Source organism: Xanthobacter wiegelii (assembly GCF_043193855.2).
GTDB classification, from domain to species: Bacteria; Pseudomonadota; Alphaproteobacteria; order Rhizobiales; family Xanthobacteraceae; genus Xanthobacter; species Xanthobacter flavus_A.
In genome coordinates this window covers 1498034-1519679 of sequence record NZ_CM195529.1, presented here as the reverse complement: position 1 = coordinate 1519679, position 21646 = coordinate 1498034, and the positions used below count along the sequence as shown (strand labels likewise).

The window sequence follows — 21646 nt, the reverse complement described above, 5'->3', positions numbered from 1 at the left end:
GAGACGGTGTCTCGAAGGGACGCTGTGTAACGGTCCGCATCTTGAATGAATAGCCTGCTGAGGCCGGAGCTCTGTTGCCTGTGGCCCCCCTTCTCTGGGATCGCCTCATTCAAAGGATGCCGAAAGCCCGGAGCAAGGGCGGGAGCCCCGGTCTCGGCCTTCAAGGGTCCGGCGACGCGCATTGGTACGCCAACAGCCTTGATGTTCTGCCGGATCTCAATGATCCGCCGCCCCGAAACCTCTTCCAGCAGAGTGCCGAAAAGGCCTGCATTTCGGCCAGGAACAGCTCGATGGCATCCGGATCAAAGGGCAATATCCCTTCCCGAATGACCTTGCCCTCGCCATTCACCACGCAAACGTGCGTCGCCTCGAGCGACACATCCAGTCCCGCATAGCAGTCTATAGTTCACCTCCGTCGCCGATCGGGTCGGAGCACCACGCGCCGCAGTCCCGGATCGCAGGAGGACATCGTCGCGACCGCCAGATCGCTGGCGAAGGGGCACTGGTCATTGCCCCCGCTAACCGATGCGCTCGAAAATCGCGGCAAGGCCCTGCCCTCCGCCGATGCACATGGTTTCGAGCCCGTAGCGCACACCCCGGCGGTCCATCTCGCGAAGGAGGGTGGCGAGGATGCGCACGCCGGTCGCTCCCACTGGATGGCCAAGGGAAATGCCGGAGCCGTTCACGTTGAGCCGCTCCATGTCGACTGAGCCGAAGCGCCACTCGCGCGTGCAGGCCAGAACCTGCGCCGCGAATGCCTCGTTGAGCTCGATGAGGTCCATGTCGGCCAGCGTTAGCCCGGCCCGGGACAACACCTTCTCGGTCGCCGGTACTGGTCCGATCCCCATCACGTTCGGAGCGACACCCGCCGCCGCCCAGCCCACCAGACGGGCGAGTGGCTTCAGGCCCAACGTGTCGGCCATGGCCCGTGTGGTGACAAGGCAGGCCGCGGCTCCATCATTCTGCCCGCTGGCGTTGCCGGCAGTGACGGTCGCGGCCGGATCCTGGGCGCTCCTGATAGGCCGCAATTCCGCAAGAGAGGCGAGACTGGCGTCCGCACGGGGATGCTCGTCTCGTTGGATTTCCACGGGAGACTTCCCGCCGCGCCCGGGGATCGTCACCGGGACGATCTCTTCGGCGAAGCGGCCATCTTCTGCCGCAGCCACCGCCCGGCGGTGCGACTGGAGGGCCAGTTCGTCCTGCTCCTCGCGTCCGATGCCGTAGGCCCGGCGAAGATTTTCCGCAGTCTCCAGCATGCCGCCCGGAACGGGATAACGCTCGCCGCCCGCCGTCACGCGGCCGCGTGCGAGGCGATCGTGCAGCGCGCTCGGGCGGCCCTTCGCGCCCCAGCGGACATCTTCCGAGTAATACTCTGCCCGGCTCATGCTCTCGACGCCGCCAGCAATGACCAGGTCGCACGCTCCCGTCTGAACCCGCATCGCCGCATCAAGCACAGCCTGCAGGCCGGACCCGCACCTGCGGTCCAGCTGCAGACCCGGCACGGTGACGGGAAGCCCCGCGTCAAGCGCGGCGACGCGGCCAATGGCAGGAGCCTCCCCGTTCGGATAGCACTGGCCGAAGAGGACGTCGTCGATCCGCGCGGGATCGATCCCCGTCCGGTCAATCAGAGCCTCGATGACGCAACCGGCCAGCCGGGTCGCCGGCACGTCCTTGAACATGCCGCCATACCGACCCACTGGGGTGCGCAGCGGCTCACAGATAACGGGATCGCGATGGCTCATGGGGCTTTTCTTATCCTCGGCAAGGCTCACCACGTCGCCGGTTCGAAGGTGTATCCCTCGCCCTGGCGGCGGATGTAGCCGCAGTGGGGCGCGCCGAAATGCATGGGCATCACCAGCGTGCCGCGCTCGGCCTCCCGCGCGAGCAGTGCGGCGCGGGTGCGCCGGGCCGCCTCGGGCAGCGCGCAGTAGGTCGTGTTGAGCTTGGGATCGACGATCTGCGCCGGGCTGTGCATCACGTCGCCGCTGAACAGACCTTCCTCGCCGCGCGAGCGGATGCGGTAGGTCTGGTGGCCCACGGAGTGCCCCGGCGCGGCCTCGATGGAGAGCACGTCGGCGATCTCGCCACGATCGGGAATGAAATCGGCAAGGCCGGCCTCCACCACCGGGCGCACGCTGTCGTCAAACGCGGCATCGATGATGGGGTCTGAGGCCTTGGCGAGGGCCTCGATGTAATGGTCGTATTCGAGCTTCGGCAGCAGGTACCGGGCATTGGGGAAGGTGGGGGTCCACCGTCCGTCGGCGGACAGCACCGTGTTCCAGCCCACATGGTCGCTGTGCAGGTGGGTGTGGACCACGTGTGTCACTGTGTCGGGCGCGGCGCCCGCCGCTTCGAGCCAGGGCAGCACGAGGCTGTTGAGCTGGTTCATGCGCGCCGCCGCCCGCGGCTTGCGGTTGCCGACACCGGTATCGATGACGATGACGTTGCCGCCGGCATGCACGATCCAGAGCTGGATGGTGACGATGAGCCGGTTCATGTGCGGCACGTAATGATGCGGGGCGAGCCAGCCCGCGTTGTCCGCCAGCAGTCCCGGCGCCATGTCCGGGAACAGGAAGGCCGGATCATGGGTGGGCGCGGCGTATTCCAGAAGGCGGGTGACGCGGACTTCCCCCACCATGCGCGACTGAATCATGGAAACCTCGATCGTTCGGGGCGTTCGGGCGGACGGCTCAGGAATCGTCCACCACCGGATTGGCCTGCACAGAAGGTCGCTCCAGGAAGCCCGCGTGCCAGGCCGCCAGCACCGGCCGCCCGTTGCGCCACTCCAGGAAGGGGAAGCGGAAGTCGAGATAGCCGAGCGCCGTGCCGATGGTGAGGTGTCCGATGTCGAACGGACGGTCGGCGAGCAGCGTCACGTCGGCCTCCAGCCGGGCGAGCACCCGCTCCACCTTGCGCGCGTTGGCGGTGACGAGGTCGGCCGACTGCATGCCCTCGCCGCGCCAGCGCTCGATGAGCCACAGGAGGCCGAGGTCCATCAGGCCGTCGCCGAGCGCCTCGTTGCGCAGCGCGATGAGGCGCTCCGGCCAGACGGTGGGGAACAGGCGCGGCCCCGTGTGCAGGGTGTCGAGATATTCGCAGATGACGTGGGAGTCATAGACCACGGTGCCGTCGTCGAGCACGAGCGTGGGCAGCTTGCTCAGCGGGTTGTCGTCCATGAGCTCCTCATGGGCCTTGAACGGCGAGGCCACCGTACGCACGCAGGTGACCTGATCCTGAAGGCCCATCTCGTGGATGGCGATCATCGCCTTGCGCACGAACGGGGAACGGGGGGACCAATGCATCTTCATGGGAGGAAGGGCTTTCGGTTGTCGGCGTCGCCTCACGCGGCGCGCCAGAACGCATCGAGTTCCCGCGCCACAATCGCGGGGGATTGATGGGCCATCACATGCCCACTCGGCACCACCGCGAAGCGCGCATCGGGAATTGCGGCCGCGGCCGCGGCGATGAGCGCGGGCGGGCGCAGCGGGTCCTGCGCGCCGGCGAGCAACAGCGAAGGGCAGCACACCGCGCCAAGCGCCGGCCGGGAATCGAGCCCGGTCAGCATGCGATAGGTGGCCGCGTAGCTCGACGGATCATTGCCGAGCCAGCGCGCGCGATAGGCCGGGAAGCGGTCATCCTCACGCAGTGCCGCCGGATAGGTGAGATCAAGCTCGCCGTCGGCGATGGAATCCATGCCGCCGGCTTCCAGCGCATCCGCACGCGCATGCACCGCCTCCCGCCGCTCGGGCGCGATGCCGAGGGCCGGACCCATGAGCGCGATCCGCCGCACCCGGCCGGGATGGCACGCCGCCGCATGCAGCGCCACCGCGCCGCCCACCGCCATGCCGCACAGGTCCACCGGATCATCGATCGACAGGGCGTCGAGCAGCGCGACCAGGTCCGCCACCAGCACATCCATGGCGCCAGATCCGCGCAGCTTGGAGGCATGGCCGAACCCGCGCACGTCGTAGCGCAGCACCGTGCGCCCTTCCGCCACCAGGGGCAGAAGCGGTGCCCAGCTCTCCAGCGCTCCGCCCATCTCGTGGATCAGGACCAGCGGCAGCGGCCCGTCGCCCTCGCATACGTAGCGCGTGCCGCCGCCGTTGACCTCGATCCAGTTCATTCTGCCGCCCTCGCCGCCGGCGCGCGACCCGGGAACGGCCGCCCGGCCCAGCCCTCGCTGAGCGGCGAGAGGAAATAGAAGGTGATCCTGCGTGAGGCGAAGCGCCAGCGGCCGTCCACGCGGCGCATCACGTCGTCATAGTGGCCGGCCGACACGAAGGAGACGCCATCGGTGACGGAGAGATATTCCATGGAGATGCGGCCGGTGGCCACGTTGCCATCGATTTCCACCGTGCCGTTGGTGCAGAAGTGCCAGAAATCCTCGGCGAGCTTCGGCACGCGTTCGCTGAAGAAAGTGCGCAGCGCGTCGTGGCCGCTCACCGCCTCCAGCCCTTCGAACACGCCGTCCGGCGTGAAGAGCGCGACGAACGCGTCCCACCTGCGCTCGTCGAGCAGGTGGCAGTAATGGGCCCGGAGCTGCCCGATCTCCAGCTGGTCCTCGATGAGCTGAAGCCGTTGCTCGATTGTCTTCATATGGTCCCTCCCCGGGGCTCGTTTGTCGTGGCTTCGGCTCAGAAGAGCGTCAGCAGCTTGGCGTGGTCGGCGAGATCCGCCGGCGTGCCCTCGTAGATCATCACCCCGGACTTCATGGCCACCACCCGATCGGAGATGGCGAAAGCCTCGCCCACATTCTGCTCCACCAGCAGGATGGACATGCCGCGGCGCTGCTGGATGACGCGGATGGGCGCCAGCAGGTCCTGGAACAGCTTGGGCGCGAGGCCGATGGAGGGCTCGTCCAGCAGCAGGATGCCAGGACGCGACAGCAGCGCCCGGCCGATGGATACCATCTGCTGCTGGCCGCCGGACAACTGGCCGGCGCGCTTCAGCCAGAAATCCTTCAGCTTGGGCAGCAGCTCCAGCACCTCGTCGATGCGGGCGCGGCCCTCGCCGGCGCCGAGGCTCGCGGACCACAGGGCCAGGGTGAATATCTCCTGCACCGTGAGACCGGGAAACACGCCCCGGCCCTCGGGCACATAGGCCACGCCGTCGCGTGCCATGAGGCTCGGATGAGGCTTCAGCGCGCGCCCGCGCAGCATCACCTCGCCGGTGTCCGCCGCGTGCAGTCCGAACAGGATCTTCAGCAACGTGGACTTGCCCGCCCCATTGTGCCCGACGAGGCACAGCACCTCCCCGGCAGCAAGGTGGAGATCGACGCCGCTCAGCACCTCCCGTCCGGCGTAGGAGGCCCGCAGGCCACGCACGGCGATGGCGGGCGCGGGAACGGCGGAGGTGTCGGGAAGGACGGAGACGGCCATGTTCATTCCCTGCGCTCCCCGAAGTAGATGGCGATGAGCTTCGCATCGCCCAGGATCTCGTCCGGCGTGCCCTCCGCGAGCTTGCGGCCCTGGTCGAGGAAGGCGATGCGGTCGGCAAGCTCGGTGACGATGTCGAGGTTGTGCTCGATGAGGCAGACGGTGACGCCGGCCGCCGTGGCTTCCTTCACCAGCTTCACGAAGCGCGAGCGGGAAGCAGGGTCGAGCCCCGACGCCGGCTCGTCCAGCAGCCAGATCGGCGCGCCGGTGGCGATGATCCGGGCCATGGAGAGGAACTTCGTCTCCGCATAGGAGAGGTCGATGGCCCGCGTGCCGGCGAGCTCGGCGAGCCCGGTGGCGTCGAGCGCGCGTTCCACCTGGAGCCGCCGCGCCGCCGCGCCGGAGCTGCCGCCCGGCTGCCACAGCCAGGGGGTGGGCTCGATGGCGGACAGCACGTTGTCGTAGACGCTCATGGAGCCGAACAGGCGCAGGTCCTGAAAGCTGCGGGCGATGCCCTTCAGCGCCACCCGGTGCGGCTTGAGGCCGAGGATGGAGGCGCCCTTCAGCTCCACCGCGCCGCGATCGGGGGCGAGGTGGCCGGTGATGAGGTTGAACAGGGTGGTCTTGCCGGCGCCGTTGGGGCCGGCAAGGGCCGTGACGACGCCCTGGTGCAACTCCAGCGTCACATCCTGGACGGCGGAATTGCCGCCGAAGCTGCGCGAGAGTCCGCGCGCGGAGAGCAGGATCGGCGTGTTCATCTTGCCCCCCGCGAAAGGCCAACGATGCCGCTCGGACGGAAGATCATGAGCACCGTCATGAGAGCTCCATAGATGAACTGCTGCACCGTGCCGATCTCCGTCGACGGGATGAAGGGCAGGAAGGACAGCGCTGCCGGAAGGCTGAGCAGCGCGATGACGCCGACGAGTGGCCCCGTCAGGGTCCCGGCGCCGCCGATGATGACCATGGCCATCAGCACGACGGACTGCTCAAGGGTGAAGCTCTCGACGTTGACGAACGCCATGTGGAAGGCGAACAGCGCGCCGGCGATACCGACGAAGAAGCAGCCGACGACGACCACCAGCGTCTTCAGGGCGCGAACGTTCTTGCCGAACGCTTCCGCCGCGCTCTCGCTGTCGCGCAGGGCCATCAGCGAACGGCCGAAGCTGCCTCGCATGAGCGTGCGCACCGCCGCCAGCGTCACGCCGAGGCAGACGAGTGCCAGGACGAGGAAGGCATCGGGCGAGGCCACGTCGAAGCCCAGGATTCGCGCCGGAGGGATGCCGACCAGTCCACCGACGCCGCCGGTGAGACTGTGGGCCTCGGCGAAAATGGTACTCGCCATCATTTGCAGCCCGAGCGAGGCGGCGACGAAATATTCGCCACGCACCCGCAGGGCGGGCAGGGCAAGGCAGAGCGACAGGGCCCCCGCCACCACCGCGGCCGCGAGCGCCGCCACCAGGAAGTCTGGAGTGGCGCTGAGCGCCACCTGGGCGGCCACATATGCGCCGATGCCGAAGAACATGGCATGGGCGATCGAGAAGATGCCGGCATATCCGATCAGCAGGTTCAGGCTGCTGGCCGCGATACCGAAGATGGCGATCAGGGTCGCGAGGTTGACGAGATAGGCAATCATCGCGCACCAGCCTTCCCCATGAGCCCATTGGGGCGGAACAGGATGAAGGCGAACAGCACCACGAAGCTGGCGGCCTGGCTCCACTGGGTGTCCACCACGGCGACCACCAAGTTCTCGACGAGGCCGAGGAAAAGGCCCGCCAGAGCCGCGCCCCGGATGGAACCAATGCCACCGACCACCGTCGCCGCAAGGGAGACCAGCATCACGTGGGCGCTGTCCGCCGGCTGAATGCCGGTGGTGATCGTGGTGAGGATCGCGCCCGGCACGGCAAGAGCCGAGCCGACCACGAAGGCGAGCGCGGAGAGGCGCCGTGCGGAGAGGCCATAGGCTCGCAGCAGCTCCGGGTTCTCGGACAGAGCCCGCAGGCCGAGGCCGGCGTGGGTCCGTTCCAGGAACAGGCTGACAGCGACGAAGACCACTACGACCACCGCCAGCGCGACCCAGAACACGGGGGCGATATAGAGCCCCGGCAGCACTTGGGCGGCCCGCGTCAGCGGCACCGAGATCGTGGCGAAGCCGCCGCCGAAGAAGAACTGGATGAGCGCCTGCATGGCGATGCCCGCGCCGAACGAGGCGACGAACACCGTGAAGAAGGAGCCCTCATGCTTCTGGATCGGCCTGTAGACCAGAGCATCCATGAACAGGCCGAAGGCGACGGCGACCAGCAGCGAGCACAGGCTCGCCAGCGACCAGTGCAGACCCAGCTGCAGAGCCGCGAGGAAGGCGTAGCCAGCCAGGATGAAGGTGGCGCCGTGGGCTACGTGGAAGACGCGGGTGGCGCCGAAGATCAGCGCGAATCCCGCGGCGGTCAGCGCGTAGAGCATCCCGGTCTGGATGCCCGCCACCGCAAGCTGGCTCAGGAGCATGGATCAGCTCGCCTTCTCGAACTTGCCGTCATGCACGCGGTTGAGCTGGGTCGGCATGTCGATGGCGCCGCTGGCCGAGAAGCTCGCTTTCCCGCCGACCAGATCGAAGCTCCCGGTTGCAATGGCTTCCTTCAGCGTGTCGCCCGTCACCGGCTTGCCCTCCTTCTCCAGCCGCTCGATGAGCTGGGCGTAGAGCAGCACGGCGTTGTAATAGTTCTGCGCGTAGGTGGTGGGATTGTCCTTGTACTTGGCGCGCCAGCCATCCACGAAGCGGCGCGTGAGGGGATCGGCAGCATCCCAGTCGGCGACCTGCGAGGTGAACATCACGCCCTCGGCTTCCGGCAGCGCCGCCACCGAGGGCGTGCCGCCCACCGAATAGGTCATGATTGGCTGGGTGATTCCATTGTCGCGCAACTGCTTGAATATCTGGGTCTGCTGCGTTCCGTACGAGGCGACATAGACGAGGTCCGGCTTGGCTTCGCGGATCTTGGCGATCATCGCGGAGAACTGCTGGGCAGAGGGCGCCGCGCTGAACTCGCCCACCAGCGATGCGCCGATGGCGGGCAATCCCTCCTGCAGGCCCTTGCGGAGGGCGTTGCCGAGCGGATCGTCCAGATAGACCAGGGCCACGCGCTTGATCGCGTTGCGCTTCATCCAGCCGAAAGCGGTTGGCAACTCCTGGTTGGCGAGGGGGATGATGTTCCAAAAGTAGGGGGAAAGGCCCGCAAGGTCGGGGCCGACGCCGCCGCCATTCATCATCAGGACCTTGGCGCGCGTGGCGATGGGCTCGGCAGCCTTGGCGACGCCGGTGAGGCCCACCAGTACGTAGGGCGCCCGGTCGACGTTCGCGAGCTTCGACATGCCCACCGCCCCGCCCTGGGGCGTGCTCTGGCTATCTTGCGCTTTGAGCACGATCGGCTTCTTGAGGCGCTTGTCCGCCGCCACATGCTCCAGCCCCAGAGCGGTGGCGCCGCTGTAGATCGCACCAAGCTCCGACAGAAGACCGGTCATCGGGAACAAGGTGCCGAGCACGTAGGGCTCGGCATCGGCGCGCAGCGCCGACGGCAATGCGGCGCTCGCCAGCATCGCGGCGAGAACGGTACGTCGGTTGATCATCTTGGCTTCCTCCCTAAGGGACGCTGTTGCTCGCGTTTTTTCGTTCAAACAAGAATCGGGGCTTCGGTCACGTTCTGCAGTTCGGCGGGAGTCAGCCCTTCGACAAGCTCCACCAGCCTAAAGCCCTGCTGTGTCACATCCAGCACTGCGAGGTTCGTATAGATGCGCGACACCACCCCAGGGGCGGTCAGGGGATAGATGCAGCTTTCCACCAGGCGCGGCTCGCCCTCCTTGGTGGTGTGCTCCATCATCACCCACACCCTCTGGGCGCCGAGCGCGAGATCCATGGCGCCGCCGACTGCCGGCGCGGAATCGTTGCTTGAAGTGGCCCAGTTGGCGAGGTCGCCGTTCGCCGCCACCTGAAAGGCGCCCAGCACGCACAGGTCGAGATGGCGTCCCCGGATCATGGCGAAGCTGTCGGCCTGATGAAGCATCGCGGCCCCCTTGAGCAGGGTCACGTGCTGCTTGCCGGCGTTGATGAGGTAGGGGTCGATCAACTCCTGGGCCGGTGCCGGCCCGAAGCCGAGCAGACCGTTCTCGGACTGGAAAATGACCTCGCGGTCCGCCGGGACGTGGTTGGCGATCAGGGTCGGAATACCGATGCCAAGGTTGACGTACCAGCCGTCACCGATGTCTGCGGCGGCACGTCGTGCCATCTCCTGGCGCGAGCGGGGGCGGCAGAGGCGCGCTTCCGCGCTCCTGGTATCTTCACGCATGGGCGGCCTCCGCCGGATGATGCACGATTCGGTCCACATAGATCCCGGGGGTCACGATCGCCTCCGGATCGAGCTCTCCCAGGGCGGCGGTATGCTCCACCTGAGCGATTGTGAGCGCAGCGGCGGGCGCCATGACCGGGTTGAAGTTCCGGCCTGCGCTGCGATAGATGAGATTGCCCCAGCGATCCGCCCGCCACGCCTGGATCAGCGCCACGTCGCCATGCAGCGCGTGCTCCAGAACACAGTCGCGCACGCCTAGACGACGCGTCTCCTTCCCCTCCACGAGCCGCGTTCCGGCCCCGGTCGGGGTGAAGAAAGCCGGAATGCCCGCACCGGCAGCCCGCAGCCGCTCCGCGAGAGTGCCCTGCGGCACCAGCTCCAGCTCCAGCCGGCCGGATTTGTAAAGCTCCTCGAAAATCACCGAGCCCGGGATGCGCGGATAGCTGCACACCAGACGCCGGACCCGTCCCGCCGCCAGGAGCCGCGCGAGGCCGACCTGCCCGTAGCCGGCATTGTTGGCAACCACCGTGAGGCCCGATGCGCCCTGCGCGATGAGGCCCTCGATGAGAAGGTCGGGTTGCCCGACGGCACCGAAGCCTCCGACGAGGATGGTCGCGCCGTCCCTGACCCCAGCGAGCGCTTCCGCGACCGAGGGAACGAATTTATCGATCATGTCCTCCCACCCATCCTGGCCGGCTGGCGGCATCGTCTCGATGCCGTCCCGATCATTCATTTGTCCGTCTATTGGACTTTTGTCCGAATAGTAGATAGTCACACGCCCGCCCTGTCAAGCCGCCCGACTCACCTCTTGGCACCAAGGGCCGGACGTATCCGCCGGGGCGGGGCTCCGCTTCGGGCACGCCACCGCACAGCATCCCGGCCGGGGGAACGCCCGCGTCCGCTGATTGGACAAGTGTTTGTATGCTGATCTAGATTGTGCGGCACTGACATCTGGGCACTCGACCGCGGGAGTCGCGGCGCAAGACGCTCTGCCAAGTGGCGGGCCGCGACCGCCTCCAGCGTGCGACATCCCGCGAATTCTGAAAAGAGCGATTCGTGATCAAGAAGGTGACGGAAGACGAGAAGCGCGGCCCGGAATTCGTCACCGCGCTGGAGCGCGGCCTCAATGTCCTGGCGGCGTTCGGGCAGGCGCCGCGCCGCATGACGCTCACCCAGGTCGCAGAGCTCACCGATCTCAGCCGCGGCACCGCACGCCGCTTCCTGCTGACGCTGCAGGCCCTCAATTATATTGACGGCGACGGCAAGCTGTTCTGGCTAACACCCAAGGTGCTGCAGTTCTCAAACGCCTATCTGACCGCGTTCGGCCTGTCCGAGGCGGGCCGCAGCGTCATCCGGCGCCTGACCGAGCATATCGGAGAATCCTCGTCCATGGCGGTCTTGGACGGGCACGATGTCGTCTACGTGGCGCGGGTGGAAACCCGGCGCATCTTCTCATCCGGGATCGAGGTTGGCTCGCGGCTACCTGCATTCTGTTCGTCGCTCGGGCGCGTTCTGCTCGCCGGTCTGGATGATGCTGAGTTGGATGGGTGGCTGGCGGAAGAAACCTTCGTCGCCCCCTCTCCCCGCAGCATCACGGACCCGCAGAAGGTGCGCCAGAAGGTGATAGAGGCACGGCGGCTTCAGTACGCCGTCATCGATGGGGAGATGGAAGTGGGTGTCCGCTCCATCGCCGTACCCATACAGGACCGTTCGGGCCGGACCGTTGCCGCCTTGAATATCGGCACCACCGCGGCCCGCGTTTCCCTTGACCACATGCGAAAGGTGTTTCTCCCCTTGCTGCGGGAGGCCGCGCACGAAGTTGAGCGCACCATGCGCGACTGGGCCCAGCCCTAGGCATTCGCGCGCCGCTCTCGCACCCACAATGCTTTCCCTCACCCGCCCGAAGCCGTCGCTTGCACACGCGAGCAGCTCCCGCTGAAGCGTGCGCCGAACTGTAATTGTCCGATAGACGGACATTAGTCCACCTACTGGACATGCCGCCTGCCTTGATGCATCTTGCGCTGGCGCGCCCCTCGCGAGGGCGCTGCCCAACCATCAGACGCACGGCGGCGGAAGGGTCCTCCCCGGATCCCCGTCCGTTCCTCGCCGGCGCAGCACGAGGAAACGCAGCAATGAGACGCGCGGCCATCGTAAGCCCTGTGCGCACTCCCGTCGGCACATTCGGCGGGAGCCTGAGGCCGGTGCCCGTCGAGCAGCTCGGCGCGCTCGTCGTGAAGGAAGTCCTCGCGCGCACCGGTCTTGACCCCGCCCTCGTCGAGGACGTGGTGTTCGCCCAGTCCTATGCCAGCAGCGAGACGCCCTGCGTCGGCCGCTGGGTCGCGCTCCAGGCCGGACTGCCGATCGAGGTTCCCGGCATGCAGCTCGACAGACGCTGCGGAGGCGGCCTGCAAGCCATCACCACGGCGGCCATGATGGTTCAGACCGGCGCGTGCGATGTCGTGCTCGCGGGTGGCGTCGAAAGCATGAGCAACATCGAATTCTACACGACCGACATGCGCTGGGGTCGCCGGGCGGGCACCACCCGCCTTTACGACCGGCTCGATCGCGGCCGCGAACGCTCGCAGCCGTCGGAGCGGTTCGGCGTGATCTCCGGCATGATCGAGACTGCGGAAAACCTGGCGCGCCAGTTCCAGATCACGCGAGAGGAGGCGGACGCTTTCGCGGCCCGCAGCCACCGGCGTGCGGCGGCCGCATGGACTGAAGGCCGCTTCGACGCGGAGGTCGTACCGGTCAAAGTGCCGAAACGCCACGCCGACCCGCTCCACGTCATCCGCGACGAAGGGATCCGCGAGGAGGCAAGCCCGGAAAGCCTCGGCAAGCTTAAGCCTATCATGCCCGGCGGCACTGTCACGGCCGGCAACGCCAGCCAGCAGAACGATGCCGCCGCGGCGTGCCTCATCGTCGCCGAGGACAGGCTGGCCACCCTCGGCCTTGAACCTTTGGGCTTCCTGGCCGGATGGGCCGTGGCGGGCTGCGACCCGGCCACCATGGGCTACGGCCCGGTGCCGGCCACGCGGCGCCTGTTCGCCAAGACCGGGCTCTCCTTCGACGACATGGGGCTCGTGGAGGTGAACGAGGCATTCGCGTGCCAGGTCCTCGCCGTGCTGAAAGGCTGGGGCTGGGACGATCAGGATCGGCTCAACGTCAACGGCTCGGGCATCTCCCTCGGCCATCCCATCGGGGCGACCGGCGTGCGCATCATGACCACGCTGCTTCACGAGATGAAGCGCCGCGGCGTGCGCTACGGGCTGGAGACCATGTGCATCGGCGGCGGCCAGGGTGCCGCCGCCATCTTCGAGCGCGCGTGAACGGGCCCGGGTCACCCGCCATGGCTATCGAACTCGCGCCCCAGGCGCTCGACTTCTCCACCCTGCTGCGTCCCCGCGACCATATCGTCTGGGGGCAGGCTTCCGCCGAGCCGGCGACCCTCACCGCGCGCCTCCTCGACCAATGCGCAAGCATTCCCGGTCTCACCGCCTTCATCGGCATGAGCTGGGGAACGCAGCTCGGCCAAGCTGGCGCGATGCAATTCCAGTCGTATTGCGGCGCGGGGCACAATCGCGTGCTCGAACGCCAGGGCAAGCTCGACATCCTGCCGTGCCACTATTCGGATCTGCCGGGCATTCTGGCCCGTCGGGTCGATGTGCTGCTCCTCAATCTCGCCGAGGACGATGCCGGACGCCTCAGCTTCGGCACCGCGCTCGAGTATCTGGCCCCGCTGGTGGACCGCGCCCGCCTCGTCATCGCCGAGGTCAGCGATCGGACACCCTGGACGCACGCCGAGCGGGCCCTGTCCGCAAAGAATGTCCATATTATCGTGCGGACGTCCCGCCCCCCGCTCCAGGCCCCTGTCCCGCAGCCCGGCGCTACGGAGCGGGTCATTGCGACCCACGTCGCGGGCTTGGTGGAGGATGGCGCCACGCTGCAGATCGGAATCGGTGGGCTTCCGGAGGCCATCCTCGCAGCACTCGCGGGCCACCGGGACCTCGGCCTTCACTCCGGGCTCGCATCCGAGGGCGTCGCGCTCCTGGCCGAGGCGGGCGCCCTCACCAATGCGCGCAAGAGCGTGGATCGCGGCATTGCAGTGGCCGGACTTGCGGCCGGCGGCCCCCGGCTCATGCGGTACGTGAACCGCAATCCGCGCTTCAACCTGCGCGGCACGGACTACACGCACGCGCTCGACGTCCTGAGGGCACAGCACAAGTTCACCGCCATCAATGCAGCGATCGAGGTGGATCTCTCCGGCCAGATCAACGCCGAGGTCGCAGGCGGGCGTTACGTGGGCGCGGTGGGCGGCGCAGCCGATTTTTTGCGCGGTGCGCACGCCTCCAAGGGCGGACTGCCCATCGTGGCGCTGCCGGCGACGGTGAACGGTCGCGATGGCGCCCGCAGCCGCATCGTGACCCGACTGAACGGACCGACAAGTACCGCTCGCGCCGATGCCGGCATAATCGTGACCGAACATGGCGTCGCGGACCTGCGCGGCCTCGGGCTGGCCGAGCGGCGCCGGCGGATGCTCGATATCGCCGCTCCCGAGTTCCGGACAGCGCTGGAGGCGGGCGAGGAAATCCACAGTGCGTCCGTCGCCGCACCACGCGCGGGCGGATCAGCCGATAACATTAAATCCATCGAGGCCTAGGGATATGCAGACCATCGGAAGCGACCAGTTCCAGGACATCCGCGACGCCGTGCGCGCCTTGTGCGCGGATTTTCCGGCCGAATATCACCGCAAGGTGGACGAGGCGCGCGGCTACCCCGAAGAATTCGTCGATGCGCTGACGAAGGCCGGCTGGATGGCGGCACTGATCCCCGAGGAGTACGGCGGTTCCGGTCTCGGCCTCACGGAAGCGTCCGTCATCATGGAGGAGATCAACCGTGCGGGCGGCAATTCCGGCGCATGCCACGGCCAGATGTACAACATGAACACGCTGGTGCGGCACGGCTCCGAGGCGCAGCGCCAGAAATACCTGCCGAAGATCGCAGCCGGCGAGCTGCGTCTCCAGTCCATGGGGGTTACCGAACCCACCACCGGCACCGACACAACCAAGATCAAGACTACAGCGATCAGGAAGGGCGACCGCTATGTCATCAACGGCCAGAAGGTCTGGATCTCCCGCGTCCAGCATTCCGACCTGATGATCCTGCTCGCGCGCACCACGCCGCTGGCGGAGGTGAAAAAGAAGTCGGAAGGCCTGTCCATCTTCATCGTCGACATCAAGGAGGCGATGGCAGGCGGCATGGAGGTTCGCCCCATCCTCAACATGGTGAACCACGAGACCAACGAGCTGTTCTTCGACAATCTGGAGATCCCCGCCGAAAACCTGATCGGCGGGGAGGGACAGGGCTTCAAATATATCCTGACTGGTCTCAACGCCGAGCGCACGCTGATCGCCGCCGAATGCATCGGCGACGGCTACTGGTTCATCGACAAGGTGACGGCCTACGCGAACGAGCGGGTCGTGTTCGGGCGCCCTATCGGCCAGAACCAGGGTGTGCAATTCCCCATCGCCGAGGCCTTCATCGAAGTTGAGGCGGCGAACCTGATGCGGTTCGAGGCCTGCCGGCTTTACGACGCGCACCAGCCGTGCGGCACGCAGGCCAATATGGCCAAATACCTTGCCGCCAAGGCCTCGTGGGAGGCGGCCAATGCCTGCCTGCAGTTCCACGGCGGCTTCGGCTTCGCCTGCGAGTACGACGTGGAGCGCAAGTTCCGCGAGACGCGCCTCTACCAGGTGGCCCCCATCTCCACCAATCTCATCCTCTCCCACGTGGCCGAGCACGTGCTCGGTCTGCCCCGGTCCTTCTGAGGAGACGCGCCGTGAGCCACGACATCGACATGGAGCACCTGCGTAGCTGGATCGGCAGGGAAGACGTCGCGGCCGAGCCGGTGACGGCCGATCTCGTGCGCAAGTTCCGGGCAACCTTCGACGAGGAACCGGGAGACCCGCGCACCGGTGAGGCGGCGCCGCGCCTTCTCCACTGGTGCCTCACCCAGCCCGCGGCGCTCACCTCGGCGCTGGGCCCGGACGGCCACCCGGCGCGCGGCGGCTTCCTGCCCCCGGTGCCGCTGCCGCGGCGCATGTGGGCAGGAGGCAGCCTGGTCTTCCATGACGACATCCGCGTTGGCGACCTTGTGCGCCGGGTCTCGCGGGTGGAGGAGGTGACGCTCAAACAGGGCAATACCGGCCCGCTCTGCTTCGTCACGGTGAAGCACGAGCTCGATGCGGCAGGGCGATCGCTCCTCACCGAGCGCCAGGGCATCGTCTATCGCGGACTCGAGGTGGCTGCGCCGCCGAAGGCACCGGAACCCGCGGCCGAAGGCGCCCATCGCCGCGAGCAGGCCCTCTCGCCCCCCCTGCTCTTCCGCTACTCGGCGCTGACCTTCAACGGCCACCGCATCCACTATGACCTGCCCTATGTCACGCAGGTCGAAGGCTATCCCGGGCTGGTGGTCCACGGGCCGCTGCAGGCGACGCTGCTGCTGCGGTTCGCCACCGCAATCCGCGGCACGTCGCCCGCCCGCTTCTCCTACCGTGGCCTCTCCCCTGCGTTCGACACGGCTCCGCTCACCATGAATGCGACGCCCCAGGGCGAGACGCTCCGGCTGTGGACCGCCCGTCCGGGCGGCCCGGTCGCCATGAGCGCAGAGGCGCAATGGTGATGGGCGCGCTCGACTTCGTCGTCCCGCTTTTCGTCCCGGGGCACCGGCCCGATCGCTTCGGCAAAGCCGCTGCCTCCGGGACCGACGCCGTCATCATCGACCTTGAGGATGCGGTCCCCCCGGACGCCAAGGCAGGCGCGCGCGATGCGCTGACGGCCGACCTTGCGATCCCGGTCATGGTCCGCGTCAATGGCATGGGCACACCCTGGCATGCCGAAGACCTGGTGGCGGTCGCCCGCCTTCGCCCCGCTGCCGCGGTGCTGCCCAAGGCGGAGGACCCCGCCATCCTCGACGCCGTCGCGGCGACCCTCGGCCCGGCGATCCCGATCGTCGCCCTCATCGAGACGGCGCGCGGTCTCGCCGCCGCCCGAGCCATCGCGGCCCATCCGGCGGTCGTGCGCATCGTCTTCGGTTCCATCGATTTTTGCGCCGATCTCGGCTGCGCCCATGTGCGGGAGGCGCTGCTGCTGGCCCGTGCAGAGCTGGTGCTGGCGGCCCGCCTCGCGGGCGGCCCCGCCCCGGTGGATGGGGTGACCACCGGGATCGACGACGAGGCGCTTATCGCTGACGATGCCCGGCACGCCCGCGGACTGGGATTCAGCGGCAAGCTCGCCATCCATCCACGGCAGATCGAGGCCATCCGCTCCGGCTTTCTACCGGACGCCGCCGAGATTGCTTGGGCAAAAAGAATACTCGCATCCGGGGAGGGGGCGACCGCGGTCGACGGAGCTATGGTGGACGAACCCGTTCGCATTCGAGCGCGAATGATTCTCGCTACGATTGGATCGCCCCGACTTTTGTAAACACCTTCGGCGGAGCCGGACGCCGCCTGGCAGCCGCTATCGTCCCGCCCTATCCAGGCATCACGACGATCTGTTCCCGAAGAAGGATCGAGCGCCACCCGCTCCTTGGCGAGATCGGCGACGATTCTGAGAAGGCGGAAAAGCGGCGCACATCATTGGCTGCTGGCTTCATGGCCGGTCGATGCATGGGTATCGGTGGGATTGTCAGCGCGCGTGCCTCAACCCCTTGCGATCCTATGTGTCAATCGGCGTTGAAACCTGCCCCCCTATCGGCGCCGAATATTGGGTCTGACTCATTTTTGATGGAGTTTGGGATTCGGCTGGCGTTGATTTTGAGATTGGAATCAACACCATGCAGCCCTCTCTCCGACCTTCGACTCTGGTCCCGCGCGGATTCGTGGTGGACGATGTCAGCAGCGACAGCGCCGGCATGCTGATTACGGTTCGCGCGGTTGGCAAGGCGAGTTCGTGCCCGGGATGCGGGAGAACCTCGGAGCGGATACACAGTCGCTATCATCGGCATCTGGCGGATCTGCCGATGGCGGGCAAACCGGTTCGGCTCGTTGTCCGGGCGCGGCGTTTCCACTGCGACGCGGTGCTCTGCGGCCAGCGCATCTTTGCCAAGCGCTTCGACGCCAAGGTTTTGGCGCCGTGGGCACGGCGGACTGCCCGGCTCGACCACATCGTTCACCACCTCGGGCTGGCGCTGGGCGGACGACCGGCGGCGAGCCTTGCCCGCAGGCTGATGCTGCCGGTCAGCAACGATACCCTGCTCAGGGTCGTGCGGCGACGCGGTAGCCGCCCTTTCGTCCCTCCGACGGTCATAGGGATCGACGACTGGGCGTGGCGACGCAATCAACGCTATGGCACCATCATCTGCGACCTTGAGCGCCCCGCAGGACCATAGCTCTCTTGCCCGACCGGGAGCCCGCGACAGCGCAAGCGTGGCTCCTGCGCGGTGAGCGCACAGATGTCTTCCGCTTACGGGAAAGTTCGCTCGAACTGTACCTGCCGTGGCTCGAGGACAAGTGGGCAGCCGGCGAACGTAATGGTGCGGGGCTGTGGCGACACCTCAAGCGCCAAGGCTTCCGCGGCTGCCTTCGGGTCGTCACCGAGTGGGTGGCACGTCGTCGCCGCGCCGAACGAATGGACGGTGATGCACTCAGCCGTACGCCCTCGGCGCGCACCATTGCGCGCCTCATGACCATCAGCCGCGACCGCTTGTCCAAATCCGAGAGCATTACGATCGCGGCGATTGAGGACGGCGTGCCACCCCTCGTTGAGGCGCGGACGACCATCGCCATCTTCCAGGCCATGATCCGCAAGAAGATTGTCGCAGACTTGGAGCCATGGCTGGAGCGGGCCAAACCAAGTCTCGTCGCATCGTTCGCCAACGGCGTTGTCAAGGATAGGGCGGCCGTGGTTGCCGCCATCACCTCACCCTGGTCCAACGGCCAAACCGAAGGCCAGATCACCAAGCTCAAACTCGTCAAGCGCCAGATGTACGGCAGAGGAAAGCTCGACCTCCTCCAGGCCCGCCTGATTGGGGCCCCTTAGCTTTTCACCACCAAAACTGCGTCAGACCCAAAATTACACGCCGATCCCCCTCACAACGGGGTCATTCCTCCATGCCGAAACACAGAAATTCGGATGTTGGCCCCATCACGGCGATGGCGGTCCCGCGGGCCGGCGATGCCCGGCTTGCCGTGGTCGGTCGGGTTCGGGCCGATCGCATCGCCCCCCTTTCTGGCAACGGAGGAGGCATCGATGCTGGCGCGGGCCTATCTCAGCCGAAGATCGCGCTGTCGACTGCGAGGTAGCATTGGATGCCGACGCGGGTCAAACTATATCTAAAACAGATAGTTGATCCCTAAAATTTCATAGCTATCGCTAGTGCCGCCACAGCGCAGCCACCGCTACTATCGTTCGCGGATCATCCGGTCGCCTCCGTGGCGCCCGGTTCGCCTTCCCGGAGGACGAAGCGTGTCGCTGCTCAAGGGCGTTCGTGTCATCAGTTTCAATCACTTCCTCGCCGGGCCCCATGCTGCGCAGATGCTCGGGGACATGGGCGCGGACGTGATTGCTGTGGAGCCGCTGGACGGCGCCTTTCAGCGCAACTGGGCGGTGGCCGGGCACTTCGTGGCCGGCGAGAGCGTCAATCACCTGAACACCGGACGCAGCAAGCGCTCAATCGCCCTCGACATGAAGAGCACGGCCGGACGCGCCATCGCCGAGCGCCTGGTGGCCGGCGCCGATGTGGTGATGGAGAACTTCCGACCCGGCACCATGGCGAAGTTCGGTATGGGGCCGGAAGACCTGCGCGCGCGTTATCCGCGCCTGATCTACGCCTCCGCCACCGGCTTCGGTGCCACCGGCCCCTTCGCCCACCGGCCGGGGCAGGACCTTCTGCTTCAGGCGATGTCCGGCCTTGCTGCACACACCGGCCCATCCGAAGGCCCGCCCGTGCCGCTGGGCTCTGTGGTGATCGATCACCACACCGCCGTGCTTTGCGTGCTGGGCATCGTCGCATCGCTATTCGCCCGGGAGCAGACGGGGGATGGCCGGCGGGTCGACGTGAGCCTGCTCCAGAGCGCCATCGACCTTCAGGGCGAGCCCCTGACCGCCTGGCTGAACGGAGCGCCCCACGACGACGGCCCCCGTGCGCCGCAGGGGGTGGCAAGCTGGTTCTCCTCCGCCGGCCACGGCATTCACCGCACCGCCGACGGCTGCATCGCCATCTCCATGGCCGCACCAGCCGTGCTCGCCCGCGCCCTCGACCTCCCGGAACTCGCCGAGGTCAGCCCCGAGACCATGCTGAAGGAGCGCGCCTCCTACAACCGGCTGATCGTGGCGCAGGTCGCGACCCGCACCACCGCCGAATGGCAGGCGGCGCTGGACGCCGCCGGAGTGTGGAATGCGCCGGTGGAGGATTACGACGCCGTCCGCGAAAATCCGCAATTGGCCCATCTCGGCGCCTTCCAGACGGCGACGAGTTCCGGCGGCGCACAGGTCACCTTCGTATCCCACCCCGTGCACTATGACGGCGCCACCTTGCCGATCGCCCGGGTTCCCCAGCCCCTGGGCGCACAGACCCGGGAGATCCTGGCCGAGGTCGGCTATGCCGCGGATGAGATCGAGACCTTCCTGACGGACGACGTGGTGCGCGCGGCCTCCGCCGCCTGACACCCATCTGCCCGCTTCCGAGTTCCGACCGCGCGCGGCGTCGCTGCCTCGCGCGGACCCTTCTTATCGGCCGTTACAGGACCTGAGGCATGGACTTTTCCCTTTCCGACGAGACCCGCATGGTGGTCGATACGGTCCGCCGCTTCGTGCGCGACAAGGTGCAGCCGCTGGAGCAGGAGACCGAGGAGCTGGGTCGCGTTCCGCCTGACAAGCTTGCGCCCCTGAAGGCGGAGGCCATCGCCCTCGGCCTCTATGCGCTGAACATGCCGGCGGAGGTGGGCGGCGGCGGCCTGTCGGTGCTCGACATGTGCCTGGTGGAAGAGCAGCTCGGCCAGACTTCCGATGCCCTGATCCGGCGGGTGTTCGGGCAGGTCTATCCCATGCTGATGGCCTGCACGCCGGCCCAGCGGGCGGCGTATCTGGAGCCGACGATCACCGGCGAGAAGATCTGCGCCATGGCGATCACCGAGCCCGGCGCCGGCTCGGATGCGGCCGCCATCACCACCACCGCCCGGCTCGAGGATGGCCACTGGGTGCTGAACGGCACCAAGCATTTCATCTCCGACGGCGACATTGCGGACTATGTGATCGTCATGGCCGTGACCGATCCGGAAAAGCGGGCCCGCGGCGGCATCACCCTCTTCCTGGTGGATCGCGACGCTCCCGGTTTCTCGGTCTCCCGGGTGCAGCCCATGATGGGCCATCGCGGCTACGGCCATGCCGAGCTCGTCTTCGACGACTGCCGCATCCCGCAGGCCAATGTGCTGGGCGAGGTGGGCGGCGGCTTCAAGCTCATCATGTCCAGCGTCAGCGGCATCCGGCTCGGCCATATCGGCGCCCGCGCGGTGGGCATGGCCCAGCGCGTGCTGGATCTGATGCGCCTGCATGCGGGCACCCGCAAGCAGTTCGGCCAGCCCATCGGGGAATTCCAGATGGTGCAGCAGATGATCGCCGACAGCGCCATGGAGATCTATGCCACCCGCATGATGGTGCTGAATTGCGCTTGGGACATCGATCAGGGCCTGGATCCGCGCGACAAGGTTTCGATGATCAAGGTCTACGCGTCGGAAATGCTCGGCCGCGTCGCAGACCGGGGCATCCAGATGTTCGGCGGCTATGGCTTCTCCAAGGATCTGCCGCTGGAACGCATCTACCGGGATTGCCGGGTGACGCGGATCTATGACGGCACCTCCGAGATCCATCGGATGCTCGTCGCCCGCTCCATCATCCGCAATGGCCTCTCCCTGTGACCGTGGCCGACAGGAAGGACGC

At 67.2% G+C, this 21646-nt stretch carries 20 protein-coding genes and 2 pseudogenes; 9 read left to right on the top strand and 13 right to left on the bottom strand.

All coding sequences use genetic code 11. From position 1 onward, the window contains the following. Positions 1 to 518 precede the first annotated feature (518 nt). Genes V5F63_RS06990 through V5F63_RS06935 form a run of 12 tightly spaced genes read right to left on the bottom strand, consistent with a single transcriptional unit; the run spans position 519 to position 10379 of the window. Positions 519 to 1742 (bottom strand): acetyl-CoA C-acetyltransferase, encoded by a 1224-nt coding sequence (locus tag V5F63_RS06990; protein WP_394102160.1) that lies wholly within the window; start codon positions 1740 to 1742, stop codon positions 519 to 521. Positions 1743 to 1768: 26 nt separating this feature from the next. Next, a complete protein-coding gene (locus V5F63_RS06985; RefSeq protein WP_209488358.1) occupies positions 1769 to 2653 on the bottom strand; it encodes an MBL fold metallo-hydrolase in 885 nt (294 codons plus the stop codon). Positions 2654 to 2690: 37 nt separating this feature from the next. After that, entirely contained in the window at positions 2691 to 3308 is a 618-nt protein-coding gene (locus V5F63_RS06980) for a glutathione S-transferase family protein (protein WP_024280238.1), read from the bottom strand. Between the two features lie 32 nt (positions 3309 to 3340). Then, on the bottom strand, positions 3341 to 4123 hold the full coding sequence (locus V5F63_RS06975; RefSeq protein ID WP_394029034.1) for an alpha/beta fold hydrolase: 783 nt from the start codon (positions 4121 to 4123) through the stop codon (positions 3341 to 3343). Next, complete coding sequence (locus V5F63_RS06970) at positions 4120 to 4596, bottom strand: nuclear transport factor 2 family protein (protein ID WP_209488355.1); 477 nt, start codon at positions 4594 to 4596, stop codon at positions 4120 to 4122. Before V5F63_RS06970 ends, V5F63_RS06975 begins: the two co-directional genes overlap by 4 nt. 38 nt (positions 4597 to 4634) lie before the next feature. After that, the gene (locus V5F63_RS06965; RefSeq protein ID WP_245327462.1) at positions 4635 to 5384 is read right to left on the bottom strand and encodes an ABC transporter ATP-binding protein; all 750 of its coding nucleotides are present in this window, start codon (positions 5382 to 5384) and stop codon (positions 4635 to 4637) included. Then, the gene (locus V5F63_RS06960) at positions 5381 to 6133 is read right to left on the bottom strand and encodes an ABC transporter ATP-binding protein (RefSeq protein WP_209488354.1); all 753 of its coding nucleotides are present in this window, start codon (positions 6131 to 6133) and stop codon (positions 5381 to 5383) included. The genes V5F63_RS06965 and V5F63_RS06960 overlap by 4 nt, the downstream gene beginning before the upstream one ends. Further along, a complete protein-coding gene (locus V5F63_RS06955; protein WP_394102161.1) occupies positions 6130 to 7008 on the bottom strand; it encodes a branched-chain amino acid ABC transporter permease in 879 nt (292 codons plus the stop codon). Before V5F63_RS06955 ends, V5F63_RS06960 begins: the two co-directional genes overlap by 4 nt. Continuing rightward, entirely contained in the window at positions 7005 to 7874 is an 870-nt protein-coding gene (locus V5F63_RS06950) for a branched-chain amino acid ABC transporter permease (protein WP_209488353.1), read from the bottom strand. The genes V5F63_RS06955 and V5F63_RS06950 overlap by 4 nt, the downstream gene beginning before the upstream one ends. A 3-nt stretch (positions 7875 to 7877) precedes the next feature. After that, positions 7878 to 8990: an ABC transporter substrate-binding protein gene (locus V5F63_RS06945; RefSeq protein ID WP_209488352.1), complete on the bottom strand. Its 1113-nt coding sequence runs from the start codon at positions 8988 to 8990 to the stop codon at positions 7878 to 7880. Positions 8991 to 9034: 44 nt separating this feature from the next. Next, on the bottom strand, positions 9035 to 9706 hold the full coding sequence (locus V5F63_RS06940) for a 3-oxoacid CoA-transferase subunit B (protein ID WP_209488351.1): 672 nt from the start codon (positions 9704 to 9706) through the stop codon (positions 9035 to 9037). Beyond that, complete coding sequence (locus V5F63_RS06935; protein WP_209490335.1) at positions 9699 to 10379, bottom strand: 3-oxoacid CoA-transferase subunit A; 681 nt, start codon at positions 10377 to 10379, stop codon at positions 9699 to 9701. The genes V5F63_RS06940 and V5F63_RS06935 overlap by 8 nt, the downstream gene beginning before the upstream one ends. Positions 10380 to 10762: 383 nt before the next feature. Between V5F63_RS06935 and V5F63_RS06930 the strand changes: the two genes are divergently transcribed. The 7 genes and pseudogenes from V5F63_RS06930 to V5F63_RS06900 form a co-directional block, all read left to right on the top strand. Continuing rightward, positions 10763 to 11560 (top strand): IclR family transcriptional regulator domain-containing protein, encoded by a 798-nt coding sequence (locus V5F63_RS06930; protein WP_209488350.1) that lies wholly within the window; start codon positions 10763 to 10765, stop codon positions 11558 to 11560. A gap of 278 nt (positions 11561 to 11838) precedes the next feature. Then, positions 11839 to 13035: an acetyl-CoA C-acetyltransferase gene (locus V5F63_RS06925; RefSeq protein ID WP_209488349.1), complete on the top strand. Its 1197-nt coding sequence runs from the start codon at positions 11839 to 11841 to the stop codon at positions 13033 to 13035. Positions 13036 to 13055: 20 nt separating this feature from the next. After that, a complete protein-coding gene (locus tag V5F63_RS06920; protein WP_394102162.1) occupies positions 13056 to 14366 on the top strand; it encodes an acetyl-CoA hydrolase/transferase family protein in 1311 nt (436 codons plus the stop codon). A 4-nt stretch (positions 14367 to 14370) separates the two neighbouring features. After that, the gene (locus V5F63_RS06915) at positions 14371 to 15534 is read left to right on the top strand and encodes an acyl-CoA dehydrogenase family protein (RefSeq protein ID WP_394102163.1); all 1164 of its coding nucleotides are present in this window, start codon (positions 14371 to 14373) and stop codon (positions 15532 to 15534) included. 29 nt (positions 15535 to 15563) lie between these two features. Beyond that, the gene (locus V5F63_RS06910) at positions 15564 to 16388 is read left to right on the top strand and encodes an HTD2 family dehydratase (RefSeq protein ID WP_209490333.1); all 825 of its coding nucleotides are present in this window, start codon (positions 15564 to 15566) and stop codon (positions 16386 to 16388) included. Next, on the top strand, positions 16385 to 17191 hold the full coding sequence (locus tag V5F63_RS06905) for an HpcH/HpaI aldolase/citrate lyase family protein (RefSeq protein WP_394102171.1): 807 nt from the start codon (positions 16385 to 16387) through the stop codon (positions 17189 to 17191). Before V5F63_RS06910 ends, V5F63_RS06905 begins: the two co-directional genes overlap by 4 nt. Before the next feature lie 463 nt (positions 17192 to 17654). Further along, positions 17655 to 18748 (top strand): annotated as a pseudogene (locus V5F63_RS06900) (transposase family protein); the annotation flags it as partial. 137 nt (positions 18749 to 18885) lie between these two features. Here V5F63_RS06900 and V5F63_RS06895 read toward each other — a convergent pair. Further along, positions 18886 to 18972 (bottom strand): annotated as a pseudogene (locus V5F63_RS06895) (IS5/IS1182 family transposase); the annotation flags it as partial. Between the two features lie 202 nt (positions 18973 to 19174). Between V5F63_RS06895 and V5F63_RS06890 the strand changes: the two are divergent. Further along, a complete protein-coding gene (locus V5F63_RS06890) occupies positions 19175 to 20374 on the top strand; it encodes a CaiB/BaiF CoA transferase family protein (protein ID WP_209488345.1) in 1200 nt (399 codons plus the stop codon). Positions 20375 to 20463: 89 nt separating this feature from the next. Then, the gene (locus tag V5F63_RS06885; RefSeq protein ID WP_394102921.1) at positions 20464 to 21624 is read left to right on the top strand and encodes an acyl-CoA dehydrogenase family protein; all 1161 of its coding nucleotides are present in this window, start codon (positions 20464 to 20466) and stop codon (positions 21622 to 21624) included. Positions 21625 to 21646: the final 22 nt, after the last annotated feature.

Excerpts from the sequence above, each read along its gene's own strand:
- V5F63_RS06955 (WP_394102161.1), bottom strand. The coding sequence starts at position 7,008 with ATGATTGCCTATCTCGTCAACCTCGCGACCCTGATCGCCATCTTCGGT.
- V5F63_RS06990 (WP_394102160.1), bottom strand. The coding sequence starts at position 1,742 with ATGAGCCATCGCGATCCCGTTATCTGTGAGCCGCTGCGCACCCCAGTG.
- V5F63_RS06920 (WP_394102162.1), top strand. The coding sequence starts at position 13,056 with ATGGCTATCGAACTCGCGCCCCAGGCGCTCGACTTCTCCACCCTGCTG.
- V5F63_RS06885 (WP_394102921.1), top strand. The coding sequence starts at position 20,464 with ATGGACTTTTCCCTTTCCGACGAGACCCGCATGGTGGTCGATACGGTC.
- V5F63_RS06925 (WP_209488349.1), top strand. The coding sequence starts at position 11,839 with ATGAGACGCGCGGCCATCGTAAGCCCTGTGCGCACTCCCGTCGGCACA.
- V5F63_RS06975 (WP_394029034.1), bottom strand. The coding sequence starts at position 4,123 with ATGAACTGGATCGAGGTCAACGGCGGCGGCACGCGCTACGTATGCGAG.
- V5F63_RS06970 (WP_209488355.1), bottom strand. The coding sequence starts at position 4,596 with ATGAAGACAATCGAGCAACGGCTTCAGCTCATCGAGGACCAGCTGGAG.
- V5F63_RS06945 (WP_209488352.1), bottom strand. The coding sequence starts at position 8,990 with ATGATCAACCGACGTACCGTTCTCGCCGCGATGCTGGCGAGCGCCGCA.
- V5F63_RS06940 (WP_209488351.1), bottom strand. The coding sequence starts at position 9,706 with ATGCGTGAAGATACCAGGAGCGCGGAAGCGCGCCTCTGCCGCCCCCGC.
- V5F63_RS06915 (WP_394102163.1), top strand. The coding sequence starts at position 14,371 with ATGCAGACCATCGGAAGCGACCAGTTCCAGGACATCCGCGACGCCGTG.
- V5F63_RS06965 (WP_245327462.1), bottom strand. The coding sequence starts at position 5,384 with ATGAACATGGCCGTCTCCGTCCTTCCCGACACCTCCGCCGTTCCCGCG.
- V5F63_RS06960 (WP_209488354.1), bottom strand. The coding sequence starts at position 6,133 with ATGAACACGCCGATCCTGCTCTCCGCGCGCGGACTCTCGCGCAGCTTC.
- V5F63_RS06910 (WP_209490333.1), top strand. The coding sequence starts at position 15,564 with ATGGAGCACCTGCGTAGCTGGATCGGCAGGGAAGACGTCGCGGCCGAG.
- V5F63_RS06985 (WP_209488358.1), bottom strand. The coding sequence starts at position 2,653 with ATGATTCAGTCGCGCATGGTGGGGGAAGTCCGCGTCACCCGCCTTCTG.
- V5F63_RS06935 (WP_209490335.1), bottom strand. The coding sequence starts at position 10,379 with ATGATCGATAAATTCGTTCCCTCGGTCGCGGAAGCGCTCGCTGGGGTC.
- V5F63_RS06950 (WP_209488353.1), bottom strand. The coding sequence starts at position 7,874 with ATGCTCCTGAGCCAGCTTGCGGTGGCGGGCATCCAGACCGGGATGCTC.
- V5F63_RS06980 (WP_024280238.1), bottom strand. The coding sequence starts at position 3,308 with ATGAAGATGCATTGGTCCCCCCGTTCCCCGTTCGTGCGCAAGGCGATG.